Genomic DNA, 17,467 nt, shown 5'->3' with positions numbered 1-17,467 from the left:
GCTTTATCCGTCCCATTCTTAATTGTTCATAAAAGGAAGGAAAAGGCGGATGAAATTCGGAAAAGTCATTCTTCTGCTGATATTTCTAATTACTAGTTCGGTACTTATACTACTCTTTTATCCCTATAAACAAGTGATCGTACTTGAAGAAGTGCGGAGCGAACAACCGAAATTGTATTATCTTCCATTACATACTGATCGTCATTTTCAAGTAAATTATATTCATTCGATTCACTTATCTAATGTGAAGGAACAATATGAAATTACCGATAACGAGAAGCTCCGTTTCGAATTTATGCAGTATGAAGACGTAGCCATCGGATTGCCGGGTTACGCGGATGAAGGCGAAATTTTGAAGGTGGAAGATGGTGTTTATACGCTTACATTCGAAAATCGTGTGATCGACTCATTTGTTCTGTATGTAGGTAGAGTAGATACCGGGTTATCTTTGCGATATGAAAACAAAGATTATAATTTGAAAGATTTTCTTCAGAAAGGTCATTCGTATAGTTTTCATATAACTAAGATATCGAATTTTGAGTTGTTGAGAGGAGTTGGAATTGATGGCAAAAAATAAGGATAATAATGAAGAGATCCCACGTTTATCTGATGAAGAAATGGGGACGCTGACTGAACAAGAGCAGCTCGAAATTCTTCAAAAATATGACCCTGAGTCCAATACAAGAAATTTGAAGGGCATTTTAAGCAAGATTGTGTTTTTCGGTTTATTGGCATTTTCTATTTTCCAGTTATATACAGCGATAGGTAAACCATTCACCGCGCAAATACAGCGTTCCATTCACTTAGGATTCGCGCTATCTCTTATTTTCTTATTGTTCCCAGCTAGAAAGAAAATTGGAATCCGTCGTGATAAAGTACCGTTTTATGATATTATCTTAGCTTTGTTGGCGATCGTAGTTGGCTTATATTGGCCGCTTTTTATGGATGATCTTATATATCGTGTTGGCCGGGTTTCGGATATCGACTTGATTGTCGGTATATTAGCCGTTCTATTGACACTAGAGGCGGCGAGACGGGCTGTTGGTTTGCCGATCACGATCATTTCCATTGTGTTTTTAATCTATGCTTTTTTCGGGCCATACTTCCCTGGGTTTCTGGCGCACCGAGGACAAAGCGTAGAAAACCTTGTCCAACTGATGTTCTTCACAACGGACGGTATTTTAGGTACGCCAATTAGTGTATCTGCCACCTTTATATTCGTCTTCCTATTATTCGGCGCGTTTTTGGTGAAAACAGGAGTAGGAAATTATTTTAATGACTTAGCCGTTGTATTGGCTGGCCGCTTGACTGGCGGTCCTGCTAAAGTAGCAATATTCTCTAGTGCTTTGCAGGGCACGATTTCAGGTAGTTCTGTAGCAAACGTAGTAGGGTCAGGTTCGTATACAATCCCTATGATGAAAAAGTTAGGTTATAGAAAAGAGTTTGCCGGAGGGGTAGAGGCCGCGGCTTCGACTGGCGGACAGATTATGCCGCCGATCATGGGAGCGGCAGCGTTCCTGATGGTAGAGTTTATCGGAGGCGTGACGTATTGGGAGATTGCCAAAGCAGCTGCCATTCCTGCATTACTCTATTTTACAGGTATTTGGATCATGACGCATTTCGAAGCGAAGCGTGTTGGTTTGCAAGGAATGGATGCATCCCAAATACCGAATCGTAAAGAAACATTAAAGAAAATTTACTTGCTTCTTCCGATTCTTGGGATTATCGTCTTCTTGTTGGTCGGAATTCCGACAATGAAAGCAGCACTATTAGGTATCGTGTTAACAATTGTTGTCAGTGCGATCAGTAAAGATACGAGAATTGGTATCCGGGATATGATTCATGCACTGGTAGACGGTGCACGAACTGCATTGGCTGTTGCGGCAGCGACAGCGTGCGCGGGTATTATCGTTGGAGTTGTAGTGAAGACCGGGCTGGGATTAAGTTTAGCGACAGGCTTGATTTCAGCTGCAGGCGGTAACATCTTCTTAACATTGTTCTTTACTATGTTAGCAGCGATCATTTTAGGTATGGGATCGCCAACTACAGCGAACTATGTTATTACATCTACAATTGCAGCGCCAGCCATTATTACATTGTTGATGCTGGATGCGCCTCCAGGGGCAGCTGTGCCGATTGTAGTCGCCGTTTCTGCACATTTATTCGTATTCTATTTCGGAATTATTGCGGATATCACTCCGCCGGTTGCACTTGCTGCTTTTGCTGCCTCCGGAATTTCAGGCGGGGATCCCATTAAGACAGGTGTCACCTCTGCTAAATTGGCGATCGCGGCCTTCATTATTCCGTATATGTTTGTATTCAATCCAGCGATGTTAATGTTAGATTCCAGCATACTGGAGATTGTCTGGGTAACGTTTACCGCCATTGTCGGTATGGTAGCAATCGGCGCAGGAATGATCGGTTATTGGTATCTTAAATTGAACTGGATCATGCGAATCCTGACGGTAGGAACTGGTTTGTTGTTGATTTATCCAGAAACTATGACGGATATGGTCGGTTTAGGGATGTTCGTGGTTTTATTGGTGCTTCAATTGATTTCTAAGAAAAAGATTGATTCATCACAACTTGCTTCAAATTAATCTAGTAAGACTTGTCTACTCCTGTAAAACTGGGCAGACAAGTCTTTTTATTTCTTAATAATAGTAGTCATTCATATTGAAGAGGTTGTGTGGAAAGTACTATTACTTTAGAAAAATTGAACTGCCGATAATCTAGTAATGACGTGTTGCTAGATAGAATGATTAGTCCGATTCATGTGTGTGTTAAAATGTCAAGACTCCAAAGGTCTATAATATAAAGAATTGATTTTGGACTAATTACGCAGTTTTGCCAAGGACGGTTATGTCTATACTACATATAAGCAAATCAATCACAAATGTTGATGTACATACAACGATTATGGATTTTGACTAAAACGTAAAAGGAGTGGAAATACTATGCAATCACAAGATATTTGGTTTGAAAATTTATTTGAGGGACACTTGGCACATGGATTCAATAAGGAACGTATCGGTGAACTTGATCATGAAGAATTTCTGTATTTTGATAACGATCAAGTGGAAGAATCAGTAAATCAAATGCAGTAGATGGAAGGAGAGTCTCAACTGGCCATTTTAAAAGTGTTCCACAAAAATCGGTAATTTTTCTTCTTGATAAGAAAAATTACCGATTTTAAATTTTCCTATTTACAATATGCGAAGATGATGCTATTATAATATTTGTGCTTATCCAAGAGAACTTATTTGCGATAGTATGCACATCTTAGTTCTATTCGATTCCTTAGCTCAGCTGGGAGAGCGCCACCTTGACAGGGTGGAGGTCGCTGGTTCGAGCCCAGTAGGAATCATAGGTGCCAAACCTAAGTTAAAGTCCGTCGGAACACGGTTCTTTAACACCAAGAGACCCTATTAGGCCGGATGCCTAGGGGTCTTTTTTGTGTTTAAATCGATTTAAAATAGGTTTACTTTATTTTTCTTTAATACAGTAACAGCTTGAACGTACAAGTCCAGAGACCGTGGTGTATTATTTACATACTAGAACCTAATTAGATGAGTAGGAGGTATTTTTTGTTGAAAAGAAAACCAGAAGCATTTAGCAAAACGGAATATACTGTTCAGGAACAGATCGAGTTATTGCCATTTTTATTGAAAGTACTGTCAAAAACCAGTCGTAATTCGGTTAAATCGATTCTAACCCGTGGCCAAGTTATGGTGGATGGGCAAATGATGAGGCAACATAATTACTCATTGCAAATTGGTCAGAAGGTTGAAATTCAAAGTAACCAAGTGGCTCTAAACATCTCGAAATTAGTAGGCGTAACAATTTTACATGAAGATGAAGATATAATAGTGATCAATAAAGAAGCGGGTATCCTTTCTGTTGCTTCCAAACGAGAAAGGGAGATGACTGCATATCGACAAGTTACGGACTATGTCCGAAGCAGTGATGTTAGAAATAGAATTTTTGTAGTGCATAGACTTGATAAAGATACATCAGGTGTCATGATGTTTGCCAAAAATGAAAAAACACAACAAACTCTGCAAAATACATGGAGTGAGTCAGTAAAAGAGCGCATGTACACTGCGCTTGTACAAGGAAAGGTGAAAAGTGAATCGGGTACCATCACATCCTGGTTGACTGAAAATAGCGCGTTCAAAGTATATTCAAGTCCGATTGATAATGGTGGTCAGCATGCAATTACACATTATAAAAGAATTCAGTCGAACAAAAAGTGTTCGTTGTTGGAAGTTCTCCTTGAAACGGGGCGAAAAAATCAAATCCGCGTGCATATGGAGGAATTAGGTCACCCTGTTCTTGGTGACAAAAAGTATGGCTCTACAAGTAATCCGCTACGCAGACTGGGGCTTCATGCGACAGCATTGTCCTTTCTACACCCGCGAACCGGTGAATTGGTACGATTTGAAGCAGAAGTACCTGCGATGTTTATCACACGATCTAAGTAAGATCAGTAGGAATTATAGGAGTCAAACCTGCGTTAAAGACCTTCAGAACACTATTCTATAACACATAGAGATCCTAATGGCGGATGCCTAAGGGTCTCTTTTTTTATGTTTAGTGACCCATTTTAAAGCAAACCATTGAACGTATCCCTCGCCCTTCATTAACCTTCTTATTTTTGAAGTATGAAGCGAAAAAAAACCGTTTGGATAATCCAAACGGTGATTTAAAATATAGAAATTAGCGGAAGGTTAAAGTGCGGTTCTCACGCCAAAACTTGCTAAGAGTACACCGGTTGACTTTTGAAAAGCCGTAAGAAACTTAGAATTACCTAACCACTTTCTAGAGAGATCTATTAGATGAATAATAACTAAAAACCATACCACTGCGATTACGGTAGCGATCAACCCTAAAACGATTAGTTGTTGATTTACGCTTCCTGTTAAATCAATAAATTGAGGCATGATTGTAATATAAACTAAAACTGTTTTCGGATTAAAAATATTGCTTAGTAGTGCTTGCGTAAAGGAATCTTTGTAATGTTGATTAGAAGATTTCATTAAAGAGTCAGATGGGTTTTCTTGAATAGCTTCTAAAGAAATTGAGTTTTTGGAGAAAAAACTTCTTACTCCTAAAAACAATAAATAGGCGGCGCCTAAATATTTGATGGCAGTGAAAATAACCGCTGACTGTGCGATAGCCATGGATAATCCAAGGACAGCAATGAGAGTCCAGAAAGAAAGTCCCATAGCCATTCCGAGTACAGTATAAAGTCCAGCTTTTTTTCCGTGACTAATTGTGTTTTTTACAAGAAGTATCATATCAGGACCAGGTATGAAAACCATTACTGCGATCATTATGATATATGTAATTATATTATCCATGTATTACCTCCAAACAATAAATTATATATCACTATATACCATTTAGGTTGAAATAGAAATATCTAATTAATAAGTTAATTGGATTATTATCTGAACTTGAAAGACGGTAGTATAGTTGAAGCTTGGTATGATGTGATGCTTGCCATCATTTCTTTTTTTCAGGCACGTAAGATACTTAAGTACCTTTTGGTTATATCGTTCAAACTGGTGCTTGATTGAATTGACAAAAGTTATTGGATTGAATATACTGAAAGTAATCAATCAAACGGGTGATTGAATGATAATGCAGATAGATTACTCTGAATTTTGGGAAGGACTGATCACATGGCTACTGAGAAAAACGTCTACCGTCTGCAAGGGCTTTCATGCACAAGTTGTGCCGCGAAATTCGAAAAAAATATTAGGCAAATCGATACAGTGGAAGACGTGCAGTTGAACTTTGGGGCATCTAAGCTAACGGTGGATGGCGATGTTTCGATCTTGCAACTGGAAAAAGCGGGTGCATTTGATGGCATAAAAGTCTTTCCTGAAAAACAAAGAAACACGAAGCAACATATTCCTTTCTGGCTTAAACGTGAAAACCAGACGACATTGGTCTCGCTGGTATTGTTACTGGCGGGCTATGGCGTTTCAGCAGCCAATGGACAGAATAACTGGTTATCCATTGTCTTATTCGCATTGGCTATTTTGATTGGCGGTTACAGTTTAATGAAAGAAGGACTGCTAAATCTTTCAAAATTGGAATTTGACATGTCGACATTAATGACCATCGCGGTCATCGGGGCTGCGTTGATTGGAGATTGGGCGGAAGGTGCCGTTGTCGTGTTTTTGTTTTCTGTCAGCGAAGCGCTGGAAAGCTATTCGATTGATAAAGCGAGAAACTCCATTAGTTCATTAATGGAAATCGCTCCTACCACAGCGACTGTATTGCGAAATGGCGTAGAGTATGAAGTAGAAGTTGAAGAATTAATGATCAATGATGTGATCTTAATCAAACCGGGACAAAAGATTGCGATGGATGGGGAAGTGATTCAAGGAAATTCTTCCGTCAATCAGTCGGCCATCACAGGTGAATCGGTACCTGTTCATAAAGTGCTCGGTGATGAAGTCTTCGCTGGAACGCTAAATGAAGAAGGTTCGATGCAAGTACGTGTCACGAAGCTTGCTGAAGATACAACGATCGCAAAAATCATTCATTTGGTAGAAGAAGCACAGGCAGAAAAAGCACCTACCCAGCAGTTCGTGGACCGATTTGCGAAATATTATACCCCGGCTATTCTCGCGATTTCCGTGCTAATTATGGTGATCCCGCCCCTTGCTATGGGTGGTTTATGGAGTGACTGGTTTTATAAAGGGTTAGTAGTTCTTGTTGTCGGTTGTCCGTGTGCGTTGGTGATCTCGACTCCTATTGCAATTGTCACAGCGATAGGGAATGCAGCGCGGAATGGTGTCTTGATTAAAGGCGGCATTCATTTAGAAGAAACTGGACAAATTAAAGTGATTGCATTTGATAAAACAGGTACTTTGACGGAAGGCCGCCCGGAAGTGACAGATGTTATTTCAGTATCTGCAGTCACTGAAGCTGAATTACTGAAACAGGCTGCATCGATCGAACGATTCTCTCAGCATCCGCTTGCAACAGCTATCATGAGAGCAGCAGGGAAGTTGTCGAATGATTTATTGGAAGTGGAGGATTTCCAATCGATCACAGGTAAGGGAGCGAAAGGATTGCTCGGCGGTAGATTAGTTTATGTTGGCAGTCCGAATCTGTATAAAGAGATGGATCGTTTAGAAGAGTCTTTTGAACAACGAATACTCGAATTGCAACGGCAAGGAAAAACGGTCATGCTCGTTTGGTCCGAAGCAGGCCTAGACGGTATGATTGCTGTAGCAGATCAAGTCCGCAAAAGCAGCTTATCGGTCATTCAGAAACTTCATCAAATGGGGATAAGAAAGACGGTCATGCTTACCGGTGATAATCAATCCACTGCGTCGGCGATCGGCCAGCAACTAGGTTTATCAGAAGTGAAGGCAGAATTGCTGCCTCATGAAAAAGTGGCAATGATTAAATCGATGAGACAATATGGGAAAGTCGCTATGATTGGCGATGGAGTGAACGACGCGCCTGCTTTGGCGAGTGCGAACATCGGAATTGCGATGGGCGGTGCGGGTACAGATACAGCGCTTGAAACTGCGGATATCGCGTTAATGGCAGATGATTTGGAAAAACTGCCGTACACAATCAACTTGAGTATGCGTACAAAGCAAATCATTCTTCAAAACATCTCCATTGCACTAGGTTTGAAAGTGATCGCACTGCTATTAATTATTCCAGGTTGGTTAACGTTGTGGATGGCAGTTATGGCCGACATGGGTGCGACAGTGATTGTCGTTTTGAACTCTTTGCGATTAATGAGAAGTCGCGTATAAAGATAAACTCCGAATCTTCAATCGTTCGGAGTTTTTTCTTTTGGATAAACTGATAGAATGGAAGGAGGTAGGAAAAAGAGGAGCGTGAGTGTTGTGAATTTTTCAGGTAATGAGTTAGAAATCATCATGAGCAAACAGAAGACGTATTACGTATCGGGTGTGACACGCAGTATTTCATTCCGAAAAATGATGTTGGAAAAATTATATGACGCCATTCAGCACTATGAAAAAGAAATTATTGAAGCGTTGCGTAAAGACTTGCGGAAGCATCCGTTTGAATCCTATGTGACGGAAATTGGATTTGTTTTATCAAGCATTACACATACAATGGACCATTTAGAGGAATGGATGACTCCAGAGAAAGTGAAAACACCGATCCATTTGCAACCGGCATCCAGTTTTATTGTTAAAGAGCCATACGGCAGTGTGTTGGTCATCGGACCTTTTAATTATCCATTTCAGCTATTGCTCGATCCTTTGGTAGGTTCCATAGCAGCAGGGAACTGTACAGTGATAAAACCTTCTGAAGATACACCTCATACAGCGGATGTCATGAAGAGAATGATTACCGGCATCTTTACGCCAGAATATGTCTCGATTTTGCAAGGTGGGAAGGAAGAAACCCAGCTTCTTTTGCATGCACCATTTGACTATGTATTTTTCACAGGCAGTGCGGCTGTAGGAAAAATCGTCATGAAAGCTTGTGCGGAACGACTAACACCATTTACGCTAGAACTTGGTGGTAAGAGTCCTGTAGTCGTGGATCAGACGGCAGATTTAAAGAAAGCGGCAGAAAAGATCGTCTGGGGAAAATTCTTGAATAATGGACAGACTTGCGTTGCCCCTGATTATGTAGTGGCTCATATATCGATCTATGACCAATTACTTGATGAATTAAAGCGCGCTATTAAGAAATTCTACGGAAAAAATGTACAGAAAAGTCCGGACTACGGCCGAATCATTAATGAACGTCATTTTCAGCGATTGGCGAACATCTTAGAACACGATCAAACGTATATCGTAGAAGGTGGAGAGTTGGATCAGGATGACTTGTTTATTGAGCCGACGATATTGGCACTAGGTAATTGGAATGGTGCAAGTATGCAGGAAGAGATTTTCGGTCCGATACTTCCGCTTCTCACTTATGAGAATTTAGGAACAGTTATTCAGCAAATTAACACCATGCCCAAGCCGCTCGCTGCTTATTTTTTTACAGAAAACGACAATGCCGCAGAATATTTCATAGAGACACTGCCGTTTGGCGGGGGATGTATAAATGACACAATCTCGCATGTGGGAAATATTCATCTGCCTTTCGGCGGAGTTGGACCTTCAGGGATGAATCAGTATCACGGCAAGGCGAGTTTCGATACGTTCTCTCATTCAAAATCGATGATGAAAAAGAGTACGTCCGTATCGGTACCAATCGGTTATCCGCCTTATAAAGGGAAACTTCCATTAGTGAAGCGAATCATTCGATAATGGCAAGTGAATAATAACTTTTGTCCAGGCGCCTTGGAGACTTTCGACCTCCAGGGTGCCTTTATGATCGACAATGATTTTCTTGGAAATCAGCATTCCGAGACCTGTGCCGTGTTCTTTTGTAGAAAAGAAAGGCTGGTAGATCGCTGCTAGTGTCGGTTCATCCATTCCGTTTCCATCGTCTTGGATAAAAATACAAAGTGTTTCATCGGTCAAACTGAAAGTAATGTCGATTTGACCGTTATGATCGATTGCCTCACAGCTATTTGTTAAAATATTAAAGAATACTTGTTTTAACGATGCTTTATTCCCAAGGAGTACTGGGTTTTGATTGATTCTATGAAGATGGCATGTAATCTCCCGTTTATTAAATTTGCCACAAAATTCATCGATAACTTCCTGAATCGTCTCGATAACTGAGAAGGAAGAGGATTGATGGAGTGTAGGTTTAGACAAAACTAAGAAATCTGTTACGATTTGATTGATATTCGTGATTTCACTTTCCATGATCTGTGTGAAAGGTGAATACGGATTCGCGGAATCGTTATTCATCATTTGGACGAAGCCTGTTATAGCAGTCATTGGATTTCGAATTTCATGTGCCACGACGGCAGCAATATTACTTGTAGTCCGAAGTCGTTCGATCTCCAAAGCATATGCCTCCGCTTGTAAACGTAAGGTGATGTCCCTCGTTATATTCGAAATGGCAACTACTTCGTTGTGTTCATTGAAGATAGGAGCCATTGTGATTTCAGCATGAAAGCAAGTTCCATCTTTGCGTTTTTCAATGACTTGGACAGAGTTAAGACTTTCTCCTTTCTTTAGTAACTCGCAGCGGGCTCGAACACTTTCTAACTCAGTATCGGGATAAAAGCGAATCACTTTACCTAAACATTCCTCAAGTTTCCAACCGTAAAGTTCTTCAAATGCGGGATTGATTGTCACGATTTTGTCGTCCAGATCAAATACGGAAATGGGATCTTGGGATTGTTGGAAAAAAAGATCAAGGTAATTATAATAACGAGTAGTGTCCCTCTGTTGTATAGGTATTTTAAACACCCCCTAATAAGCTACTGGCCAAGCGATCATCTAAGGTGGATGTGACAAGGAAATACGAGTATGATGATAGTATTCGGCTAAATATATTTTACTTCATTTTTGAAAAATTCAAAGACATTTTGAATGAAATTTATTTATCTTTATTCAGCAGAAGACTTTCACCTCTAAAGTTGATGAGATGAAAACGAATTTACTTACTGCTCAACGGGTGTCAAAACGCTTGCTGAACAAAGATAAAGCCTCCGGCGGATGTCACAGATTTTGAGAGGAGCTTTAAAAGATGAAGTTAGCCAAAACTCGCCGCGTCCTGCGGCAAAGGCTAACTGACCTGCGTCACGCAGGCCTAAGCACAATTCGAAATCTGGACGCAAATACACCGAGGCGTATTTGATTTATGACATTTTTCAGTATTTTAAACTATCCATTGGAGGAAACCATATGAATACGAAAGAACTTTTATCGGTGCTGCCTGTTAAAACGATAATAGGGACTGTGCCTGAAACGATCACAGACTTAGCGGTAGACTCAAGAGCAGTCCAAGATGGAGGAGCGTTTGTGTGCTTGAAAGGTTACACGGTAAATGGCCACCAGTTTGTTAAAAGCGCTTTAATGAGCGGGGCACGTCTACTTATCGCTTCAGAACCTATCACGGTGGATGAAGAGCGGGTGGCGGTGGTCTATGTAGAAGATACGGCGAAAGCAATCCAGCAATTGGCTTCAAAGTTTTACGGCTATCCTTCCAAACGAATGACGATGATCGGGGTGACTGGTACAAACGGAAAAACAAGTGTCGGCAACATTATCCATGATATGCTGCGGCAATCCGGAGAGCAGACGGCGGTGTCGGGAACGATTGGTTTTAAGTTAAATGATACATTGTATGAAACAGAGAATACGACGACGGATGTATTGACAACACAACAAATGATTGCACAAGCAGCAAATGAAGGCTGCCAATCCATGACGATGGAAGTATCCTCTCATGGTCTGGTGGAAGGACGACTCTCCGGAACGGAATTCGATATTGCCATTTTTACGAATTTGACGCATGATCATTTGGATTACCATAAAACAATGGAAAATTACAGTGCTGCAAAAGGCTTATTATTTGCACAGCTTGGTCAACAATTGGACCAGAAAAAAATTGCGATTATTAATACGGATGATCCTTGGAGCAGCAAAATGGCGGAGATGACGGCGTTTCCTGTTTTAACGTATGGCATCCGCTTAAAAGCCACATTTCAAGCAACTGCGATTCAGATGTTCTCAAATCGTACGGAATTTCAATTGCAGGGACCGGATGGTACATACCGAGTCACAATGCCCTTAATTGGGGAATTTAATGTTTATAATGCACTGGCGGCGGTTGCCGCACTATATGCGAAAGGTATGACGATCGAAGAAATTCTACCACTGCTTGCCAATGTATCTACGGTGAAAGGTCGTTTAGAAAAAGTGGAGACAGCATTACCGTTGACGATTTTCATTGATTACGCACATTCTCCCGATGCGATTGAAAAAGCGATCGACACTGTGCAACCTTTAAAAAAAGAAGGCAATCGCTTGTTGTTCCTTATAGGCACAGGCGGTAATCGTGATCGTTTGAAGCGTCCCATCATGGGAGAAAAAGCTGCAGCAGCGGATTATGTAGTCTTCACAACGGATGATCCAAGAGATGAACCAAACGAATCGATCTTGTCTGAATTAAGCGCCAGCATGCCTCATGATCAATATGCATGTATTGGAGACAGAGAAGAAGCCGTTCGTCATACAATTGCCATGGCGAATGAAGGAGATATCATTATTTTTGCAGGAAAAGGGCATGAAGATTTCCAAATCATCGGCAATACAAAATACCCTCATTCAGATGCGGAAATCGCGTTGGATGAGGCCAGAAAAAAATTCGGTGGAACTTCAGTTAATTCCTAAGGAAAGAGCGTATAGTTTTTTTGGCAAATCAATGAAAAAGCATTGAAATGCCTCTCCATACTCTCTATGATAGAAAACGTAAACAAAAGGAGAGTACCCGTGATGGAAAAGAAGATTCATGATGAAATAAATTCACGGCGAACGTTTGCGATTATTTCGCATCCGGATGCCGGTAAAACTACAATAACTGAAAAACTGCTGTATTTTGGTGGAGCGATTCGAGATGCAGGAACTGTAAAAGGTAAGAAGTCTGGCAAATTTGCGACTTCGGACTGGATGGAAATCGAGAAACAACGTGGGATTTCTGTTACGTCATCGGTATTGCAATTTGATTACGCAGGAAAGCGCGTCAATATATTGGATACACCAGGCCACGAAGATTTCAGTGAAGATACGTATCGTACGTTAATGGCAGTTGATGCAGCAGTCATGATGGTGGATTCTGCAAAAGGTATTGAACCGCAAACGATCAAGTTGTTTAAAGTTTGCCGTATGCGCGGTATCCCTATTTTCACTTTTATCAATAAAATGGACCGACAAGGTAAAGAGCCTTTAGAGTTAATGGAAGAATTGGAAGAAGTGCTGGGGATTCAGTCCTACGCAATGAACTGGCCGATCGGTATGGGAAAAGAGTTCCTCGGGATTTACGATCGTTACAACGATCGTGTTGAACTGGCACGTCCTGAAGGAGACGAGCGTTTCCTGCCAATCACTGAAGAAGGCGGACTGGCCGTCGAGCATTCAATGACAGCCACTTCGTATTATCAGCAAGCCTTGGAAGACGTCATGCTGCTCAATGAAGCAGGTAATGAATTCGATGAAGAACGTGTTGCAAAAGGAGATTTAACTCCTGTGTTCTTCGGTAGTGCACTGACGAATTTCGGTGTGCAGACGTTTTTAGAAACCTTTTTACAATTCGCCCCGCCACCGCAACCGAGAAAGAGCCGAGATGGGGAAGAAGTGGAACCTGAGTCAGAAATATTCTCAGGATTTATTTTCAAAATTCAAGCGAATATGAACCCGGCACACCGTGATCGTATTGCTTTCGTGCGAATTGTCTCAGGGGAATTTGAACGCGGCATGACCGTGAATGTGCCGAGATTATCGAAGAACTTTAAACTCTCCCAAACCACTCAGTTTTTAGCGGATGACCGTGAAACCGTAAACGAGGCAGTGGCGGGCGACATTATTGGGTTGTATGACACGGGGAATTATCAAATTGGCGACACGGTTGTCGGCGGGAAAAGTAATTTCCAATTTGAAGCACTGCCACAATTTACTCCTGAATTATTTGTCAGAGTGGCTGCTAAAAATGTCATGAAATCGAAACAGTTCCATAAGGGGATTTTACAGCTCGTGCAAGAAGGAGCTATTCAGTATTATAAGACATTGCATACTGAAGAGGTTATCTTAGGAGCAGTAGGTCAGCTTCAATTTGAAGTGTTCGAACACCGCATGAGAGCGGAATATCATGTCGAAGTGCAGATGGAAACAATGGGCTCAAAAGTGGCGCGTTGGATTGAGAACGAAGAAGACGTCAAAGAATCTATGGCTGGACAGCGTGCATTGTTAGTGAAAGATCGATATGATCGAAAAGTATTCTTATTTGAAAACGACTTTGCTATGCGCTGGTTCCAAGACAAGTTTCCGGATATTCGTCTTTACAATCTCCTTTAATATATAACTCCTTACAGACCCGGCTGGATTAATTGATATCCAGCTGGGTCTTTTGCTAAAATTATTGTTATTGTAAGAAGGAGTTTCAATTGTCTATGATGAAAGAAATATGGACAAATGGTATGGTAAGAAGATAGAAATTCTTTTGATTGGTACAGAGAGGAATAGATCAATGAAGATTAGCAGCTTTTCGGTAAAACGACCTGTTTTTACATTAGTTACAATGTTTTTAGTCATTATTTTAGGGGCGGTATCCTTTTTCAAGATTCCGATGACGCTAATTCCTGACTTGAATCCGCCTGTTGCTGTAGTCGTTACGAATTATCCTGGTGCCTCTCCAACAGAAGTAAGTGAGAAAATTACGAAACCTTTAGAAGAGAGCTTGTCCACAGCACCCGGTTTGAAGTCCATGCAATCTTCTTCTCAGGAAGGTGCGAACTTAATCTTCCTGCAATTTGATTGGAATTCTACTATTGACGACGTGCAAATGGATATACTTCAACGGATTGACCAAGTGGCGATTCCGGAAGAGGCGAATAAGCCGAGATTCATGAAATTCGATCCATCTCAATTTCCTGTCATCCAATTATCCCTAAGAACAGTCGATGAAGGGGCTGACATCAGAAGTATTGCTGATGATTTGGAAAAGGAATTGCGACGTATTGAAGGCGTAGCCAGCGTCAATGTGTCCGGAAAAATCATTGAAGATGTTCAAGTGATCCTAAATCCTGAAAAATTAAAAGAATATGGTCTTGTACAGTCGGATGTCGTTCAGATGATTCAGGCGAGCAATGTCTCCATGCCTGGTGATCCAATCGATACAAATGATGGAAGGCAATTGACAACGAGAATCATCAGTCCACTACAGAGTATTTCAGACATCCGGGACATTCAGCTTGGGACAAACCCGTTAACTGGAGACAAAATTAAAGTCTCAGATGTGGCGGATGTTGCATTGCTTGAGCCGAAAGCACAGTCGGAGACAAGAGCTAATGATAAGCAGGCTGTCCTAATGTCCGTGCTTCAGGAATCTGGAGCGAATACGGCCACTGTATCAAAGGAATTCAAGAAATCTTTGGATGAATTATTAGAAAAAGACGCGTATAAAGGTATTGAATCCGATATTCTCTTTGACCAAGGGGACTATGTTCAGCTTGCAATCGGCAATATTGGCCAATCGCTCATTCTTGGTGGCTTGTTCGCAATGCTTGTACTATTCTTCTTCCTGCGTGGCATCAAGAGTCCGATTATTATCGGCGTGGCTATACCTTATTCGGTTATCGTGACATTTGTTTTGATGTATTTTGCAGACTTCTCGTTGAATATCATGACGCTTGGGGCATTAGCGTTAGGGATCGGAATGCTCGTTGATAACGCGATTGTAGTAATTGAAAATATTGAGCGGCATTTGGCGATGGGGAAAGACCCGGAGGAGGCTGCGAAAGACGGTTCGAAGGAAGTTGGCGGTGCAATTACAGCCTCTACACTGACGACGCTTGCCGTATTCGTACCCGTTATTTTTATTAGTGGTTTAATCGGACAAATTTTCACCGAATTTGCTTTGACGATTTCCTTTAGTTTATTTGCGTCATTGGTTGTTGCATTGACGGTCGTTCCGATGCTTGCTAGCCGTATGCTGAAGGCGCCTAATAAAAACCGGGAGGCAAGAAAACGTCGTTCAAAGAAATGGCAGACTTTTGAAAAGTCGGTTAAGTGGGCATTAGGTCACCGTGCTATTGTCTTGCTGTTGACGACGGTTTTATTAGCCGCAAGCGGTTATGGTTTGTTTAAAGTCGGCACGGAATTTCTCCCGGCGACAGACGAAGGCTTTTTCAGCATCAACGTCAAACTTCCGAATGGCTCTTCTTTGGATTCGACCAATAAAGTTGTGAAGCGAATCGAGGATAAAATTAAGAAAGAAAAAGACGTGGAAGTATACGTTAGTTTAGTTGGCGGCACACAGCAGAGCATGGCGCAAGGCGGTTCTGAAGGGAATATGGCCGAGATGTATGTGAAATTGCTGCCGCTCGATGAACGAGATCGCTCTGTATTTGAGTTCGTCGATGAAGTGCAACCTGGAATCTTGGATACGATTGGCGAGGATGCAGAAGTTAGTTTCAATATGCAGACCGCGGCAGGATCCAGCCCGAATACATTAACTTTCTCATTGAATGATACGGATGAAGAGCGGTTAAATAAAGCCGTAACTATGCTGGATGAAAAGTTACGTGAATTGGATTCTGTTACAGAAGTTGATAATGACTTAATTGATACAGTAGAAGAGGTCAAAATTGAAGTGAATCGCGAGAAAGCTTCAGACGTAGGATTAGCACCGTATCAAATTGCCCAAACAGTTAGCGATGTTACACGCGGTGTATTTGCTACACAAGTCGTCTGGAAAACAGGTGAAGTAGTCGGAGTGAATGTGAGCTACGATGAAACGTTCAGAGATGGAGTAGATAAATTGAAGGAGTTAGAATTGAAAACTCCGTTCGAAGCCTACGTAAAATTGAAAGATGTAGCAGACGTCAAGATTGCGGAAGGTCCTGTCGCGATTAAACGCGTGGACCAGGCGCATTCCGTTACCTTCACTCTAAAGTATCTGTCCAGCGAATCACTTGGAGACATGACAAAGCGCGTAAATGATCTGGTAGATGATCTGAGCTTGCCGGATGAAGTGGAACTTTCGTACGGCGGAGACCGCGAGTTATTCGAAGGTGCGATCAACGATATGCTGATGGCAATTATCCTGGCTGTCGTGTTAGTTTATATCGTCATGGCAGCACAGTTCGAATCCTTTAAATATCCATTCGTTATCATGTTCTCAGTTCCATTGATGATCATTGGGGTATCGCTAGGATTGCTGGCAACGAATACGCCAATCAGCGTTACGGCTGTCATCGGAATTCTCATCTTGGTAGGGATTGTCGTCAACAACGGTATCGTATTGGTCGATTATATCAACCAAAGAAAAGCAGCTGGACTCAGCTCATACGATGCGATTGTTACCTCTGTCCGGGACCGGGTACGCCCGATCCTCATGACAGCCTTAACGACAATCCTCGGATTGCTGCCACTGGCTCTAGGACTTGGCGAAGGAACGGAAATGAACCAACCGATGGGAATAGCGGTAATCGGAGGTCTAATAAGCTCTACGTTCCTAACGCTCTATATCGTTCCGGTAATTTACAGTCTGTTCGATCGTGAAACAAGACGGCGAGCGAAAGAAGTAAAAGTTAAATAAAATTTATGTAAGGCCGGCAAGGGTCTCCACTTGCCGGTCTTTTTTGATGTTTGAAGGGGATTTTGAATAAATTACAATGGAGGTAAGTACACTGTAAGGAGATCAATGAGGGAGTCCTGAAGACATTTCTCGGAGCATACATAGCATGAGGGTGTCGTCACTGAACTCACTTCGGCGCTTGCGGATGGCTCCCGCAATGAGCCAGTCAGGAAGAGCGCCTGTCTGTCTCATTGCTCCGCCTACCGCTTGTATGGATTGTCAACACTAAACTGAACAAAACTTA

11 protein-coding genes and 1 tRNA gene are annotated in these 17,467 nt (G+C 41.7%); 10 read left to right on the top strand and 2 right to left on the bottom strand.

The genetic code is table 11. The features are described from left to right. The first annotated feature begins 49 nt into the window (after positions 1-49). The 5 genes from H7J92_RS04630 to H7J92_RS04610 all read left to right on the top strand — a co-directional run bounded on the left by H7J92_RS04630 (position 50) and on the right by H7J92_RS04610 (position 4,484). Positions 50-577, top strand: a complete 528-nt coding sequence (locus H7J92_RS04630) for a DUF1850 domain-containing protein (RefSeq protein ID WP_009765695.1) — start codon at positions 50-52, stop codon at positions 575-577. A gap of 40 nt (positions 578-617) precedes the next feature. Then, a complete protein-coding gene (locus tag H7J92_RS04625) occupies positions 618-2,600 on the top strand; it encodes a TRAP transporter permease (RefSeq protein ID WP_245799473.1) in 1,983 nt (660 codons plus the stop codon). A 357-nt stretch (positions 2,601-2,957) separates the two neighbouring features. After that, a complete protein-coding gene (locus H7J92_RS04620) occupies positions 2,958-3,107 on the top strand; it encodes a hypothetical protein (RefSeq protein ID WP_009765693.1) in 150 nt (49 codons plus the stop codon). Positions 3,108-3,294: 187 nt separating this feature from the next. Beyond that, positions 3,295-3,367, top strand: a tRNA-Val gene (locus tag H7J92_RS04615). Positions 3,368-3,569: 202 nt separating this feature from the next. Then, positions 3,570-4,484 carry an RluA family pseudouridine synthase gene (locus H7J92_RS04610; protein ID WP_009765692.1) on the top strand — a complete coding sequence of 305 codons (915 nt, stop codon included), beginning with the start codon at positions 3,570-3,572 and terminating at the stop codon, positions 4,482-4,484. A gap of 246 nt (positions 4,485-4,730) precedes the next feature. Here H7J92_RS04610 and H7J92_RS04605 read toward each other — a convergent pair whose 3' ends face one another. After that, the gene (locus tag H7J92_RS04605) at positions 4,731-5,363 is read right to left on the bottom strand and encodes a LysE family translocator (protein ID WP_009765691.1); all 633 of its coding nucleotides are present in this window, start codon (positions 5,361-5,363) and stop codon (positions 4,731-4,733) included. Positions 5,364-5,687: 324 nt separating this feature from the next. On the opposite strand from H7J92_RS04605, the gene H7J92_RS04600 reads away from it, so the two are divergent. Both H7J92_RS04600 and H7J92_RS04595 read left to right on the top strand, forming a co-directional pair. Then, a complete protein-coding gene (locus tag H7J92_RS04600; protein ID WP_078817349.1) occupies positions 5,688-7,793 on the top strand; it encodes a heavy metal translocating P-type ATPase in 2,106 nt (701 codons plus the stop codon). A gap of 93 nt (positions 7,794-7,886) precedes the next feature. After that, on the top strand, positions 7,887-9,275 hold the full coding sequence (locus H7J92_RS04595) for an aldehyde dehydrogenase (protein WP_078817376.1): 1,389 nt from the start codon (positions 7,887-7,889) through the stop codon (positions 9,273-9,275). Here H7J92_RS04595 and H7J92_RS17925 read toward each other — a convergent pair. After that, positions 9,252-10,334: a two-component system sensor histidine kinase NtrB gene (locus H7J92_RS17925; protein ID WP_078817350.1), complete on the bottom strand. Its 1,083-nt coding sequence runs from the start codon at positions 10,332-10,334 to the stop codon at positions 9,252-9,254. The two genes, H7J92_RS04595 and H7J92_RS17925, sit on opposite strands and share 24 nt — an antisense overlap. A 438-nt stretch (positions 10,335-10,772) precedes the next feature. On the opposite strand from H7J92_RS17925, the gene H7J92_RS04585 reads away from it, so the two are divergent. The 3 genes from H7J92_RS04585 (at position 10,773) to H7J92_RS04575 (ending at position 17,184) form a co-directional block, all read left to right on the top strand. Next, a complete protein-coding gene (locus H7J92_RS04585; RefSeq protein ID WP_078817351.1) occupies positions 10,773-12,263 on the top strand; it encodes a UDP-N-acetylmuramoyl-L-alanyl-D-glutamate--2,6-diaminopimelate ligase in 1,491 nt (496 codons plus the stop codon). A gap of 102 nt (positions 12,264-12,365) precedes the next feature. After that, the gene (locus H7J92_RS04580) at positions 12,366-13,940 is read left to right on the top strand and encodes a peptide chain release factor 3 (RefSeq protein WP_040758311.1); all 1,575 of its coding nucleotides are present in this window, start codon (positions 12,366-12,368) and stop codon (positions 13,938-13,940) included. 172 nt (positions 13,941-14,112) lie between these two features. Beyond that, positions 14,113-17,184: an efflux RND transporter permease subunit gene (locus tag H7J92_RS04575; protein ID WP_078817352.1), complete on the top strand. Its 3,072-nt coding sequence runs from the start codon at positions 14,113-14,115 to the stop codon at positions 17,182-17,184. The last annotated feature ends 283 nt before the right edge of the window (positions 17,185-17,467 follow it).

This window comes from Sporosarcina aquimarina, assembly GCF_019748715.1.
Taxonomy (GTDB): domain Bacteria; phylum Bacillota; class Bacilli; order Bacillales_A; family Planococcaceae; genus Sporosarcina; species Sporosarcina newyorkensis.
The sequence above is the reverse complement of the archived record's forward strand: the minus strand, read 5'-3'. Positions and strand labels throughout refer to the sequence as shown.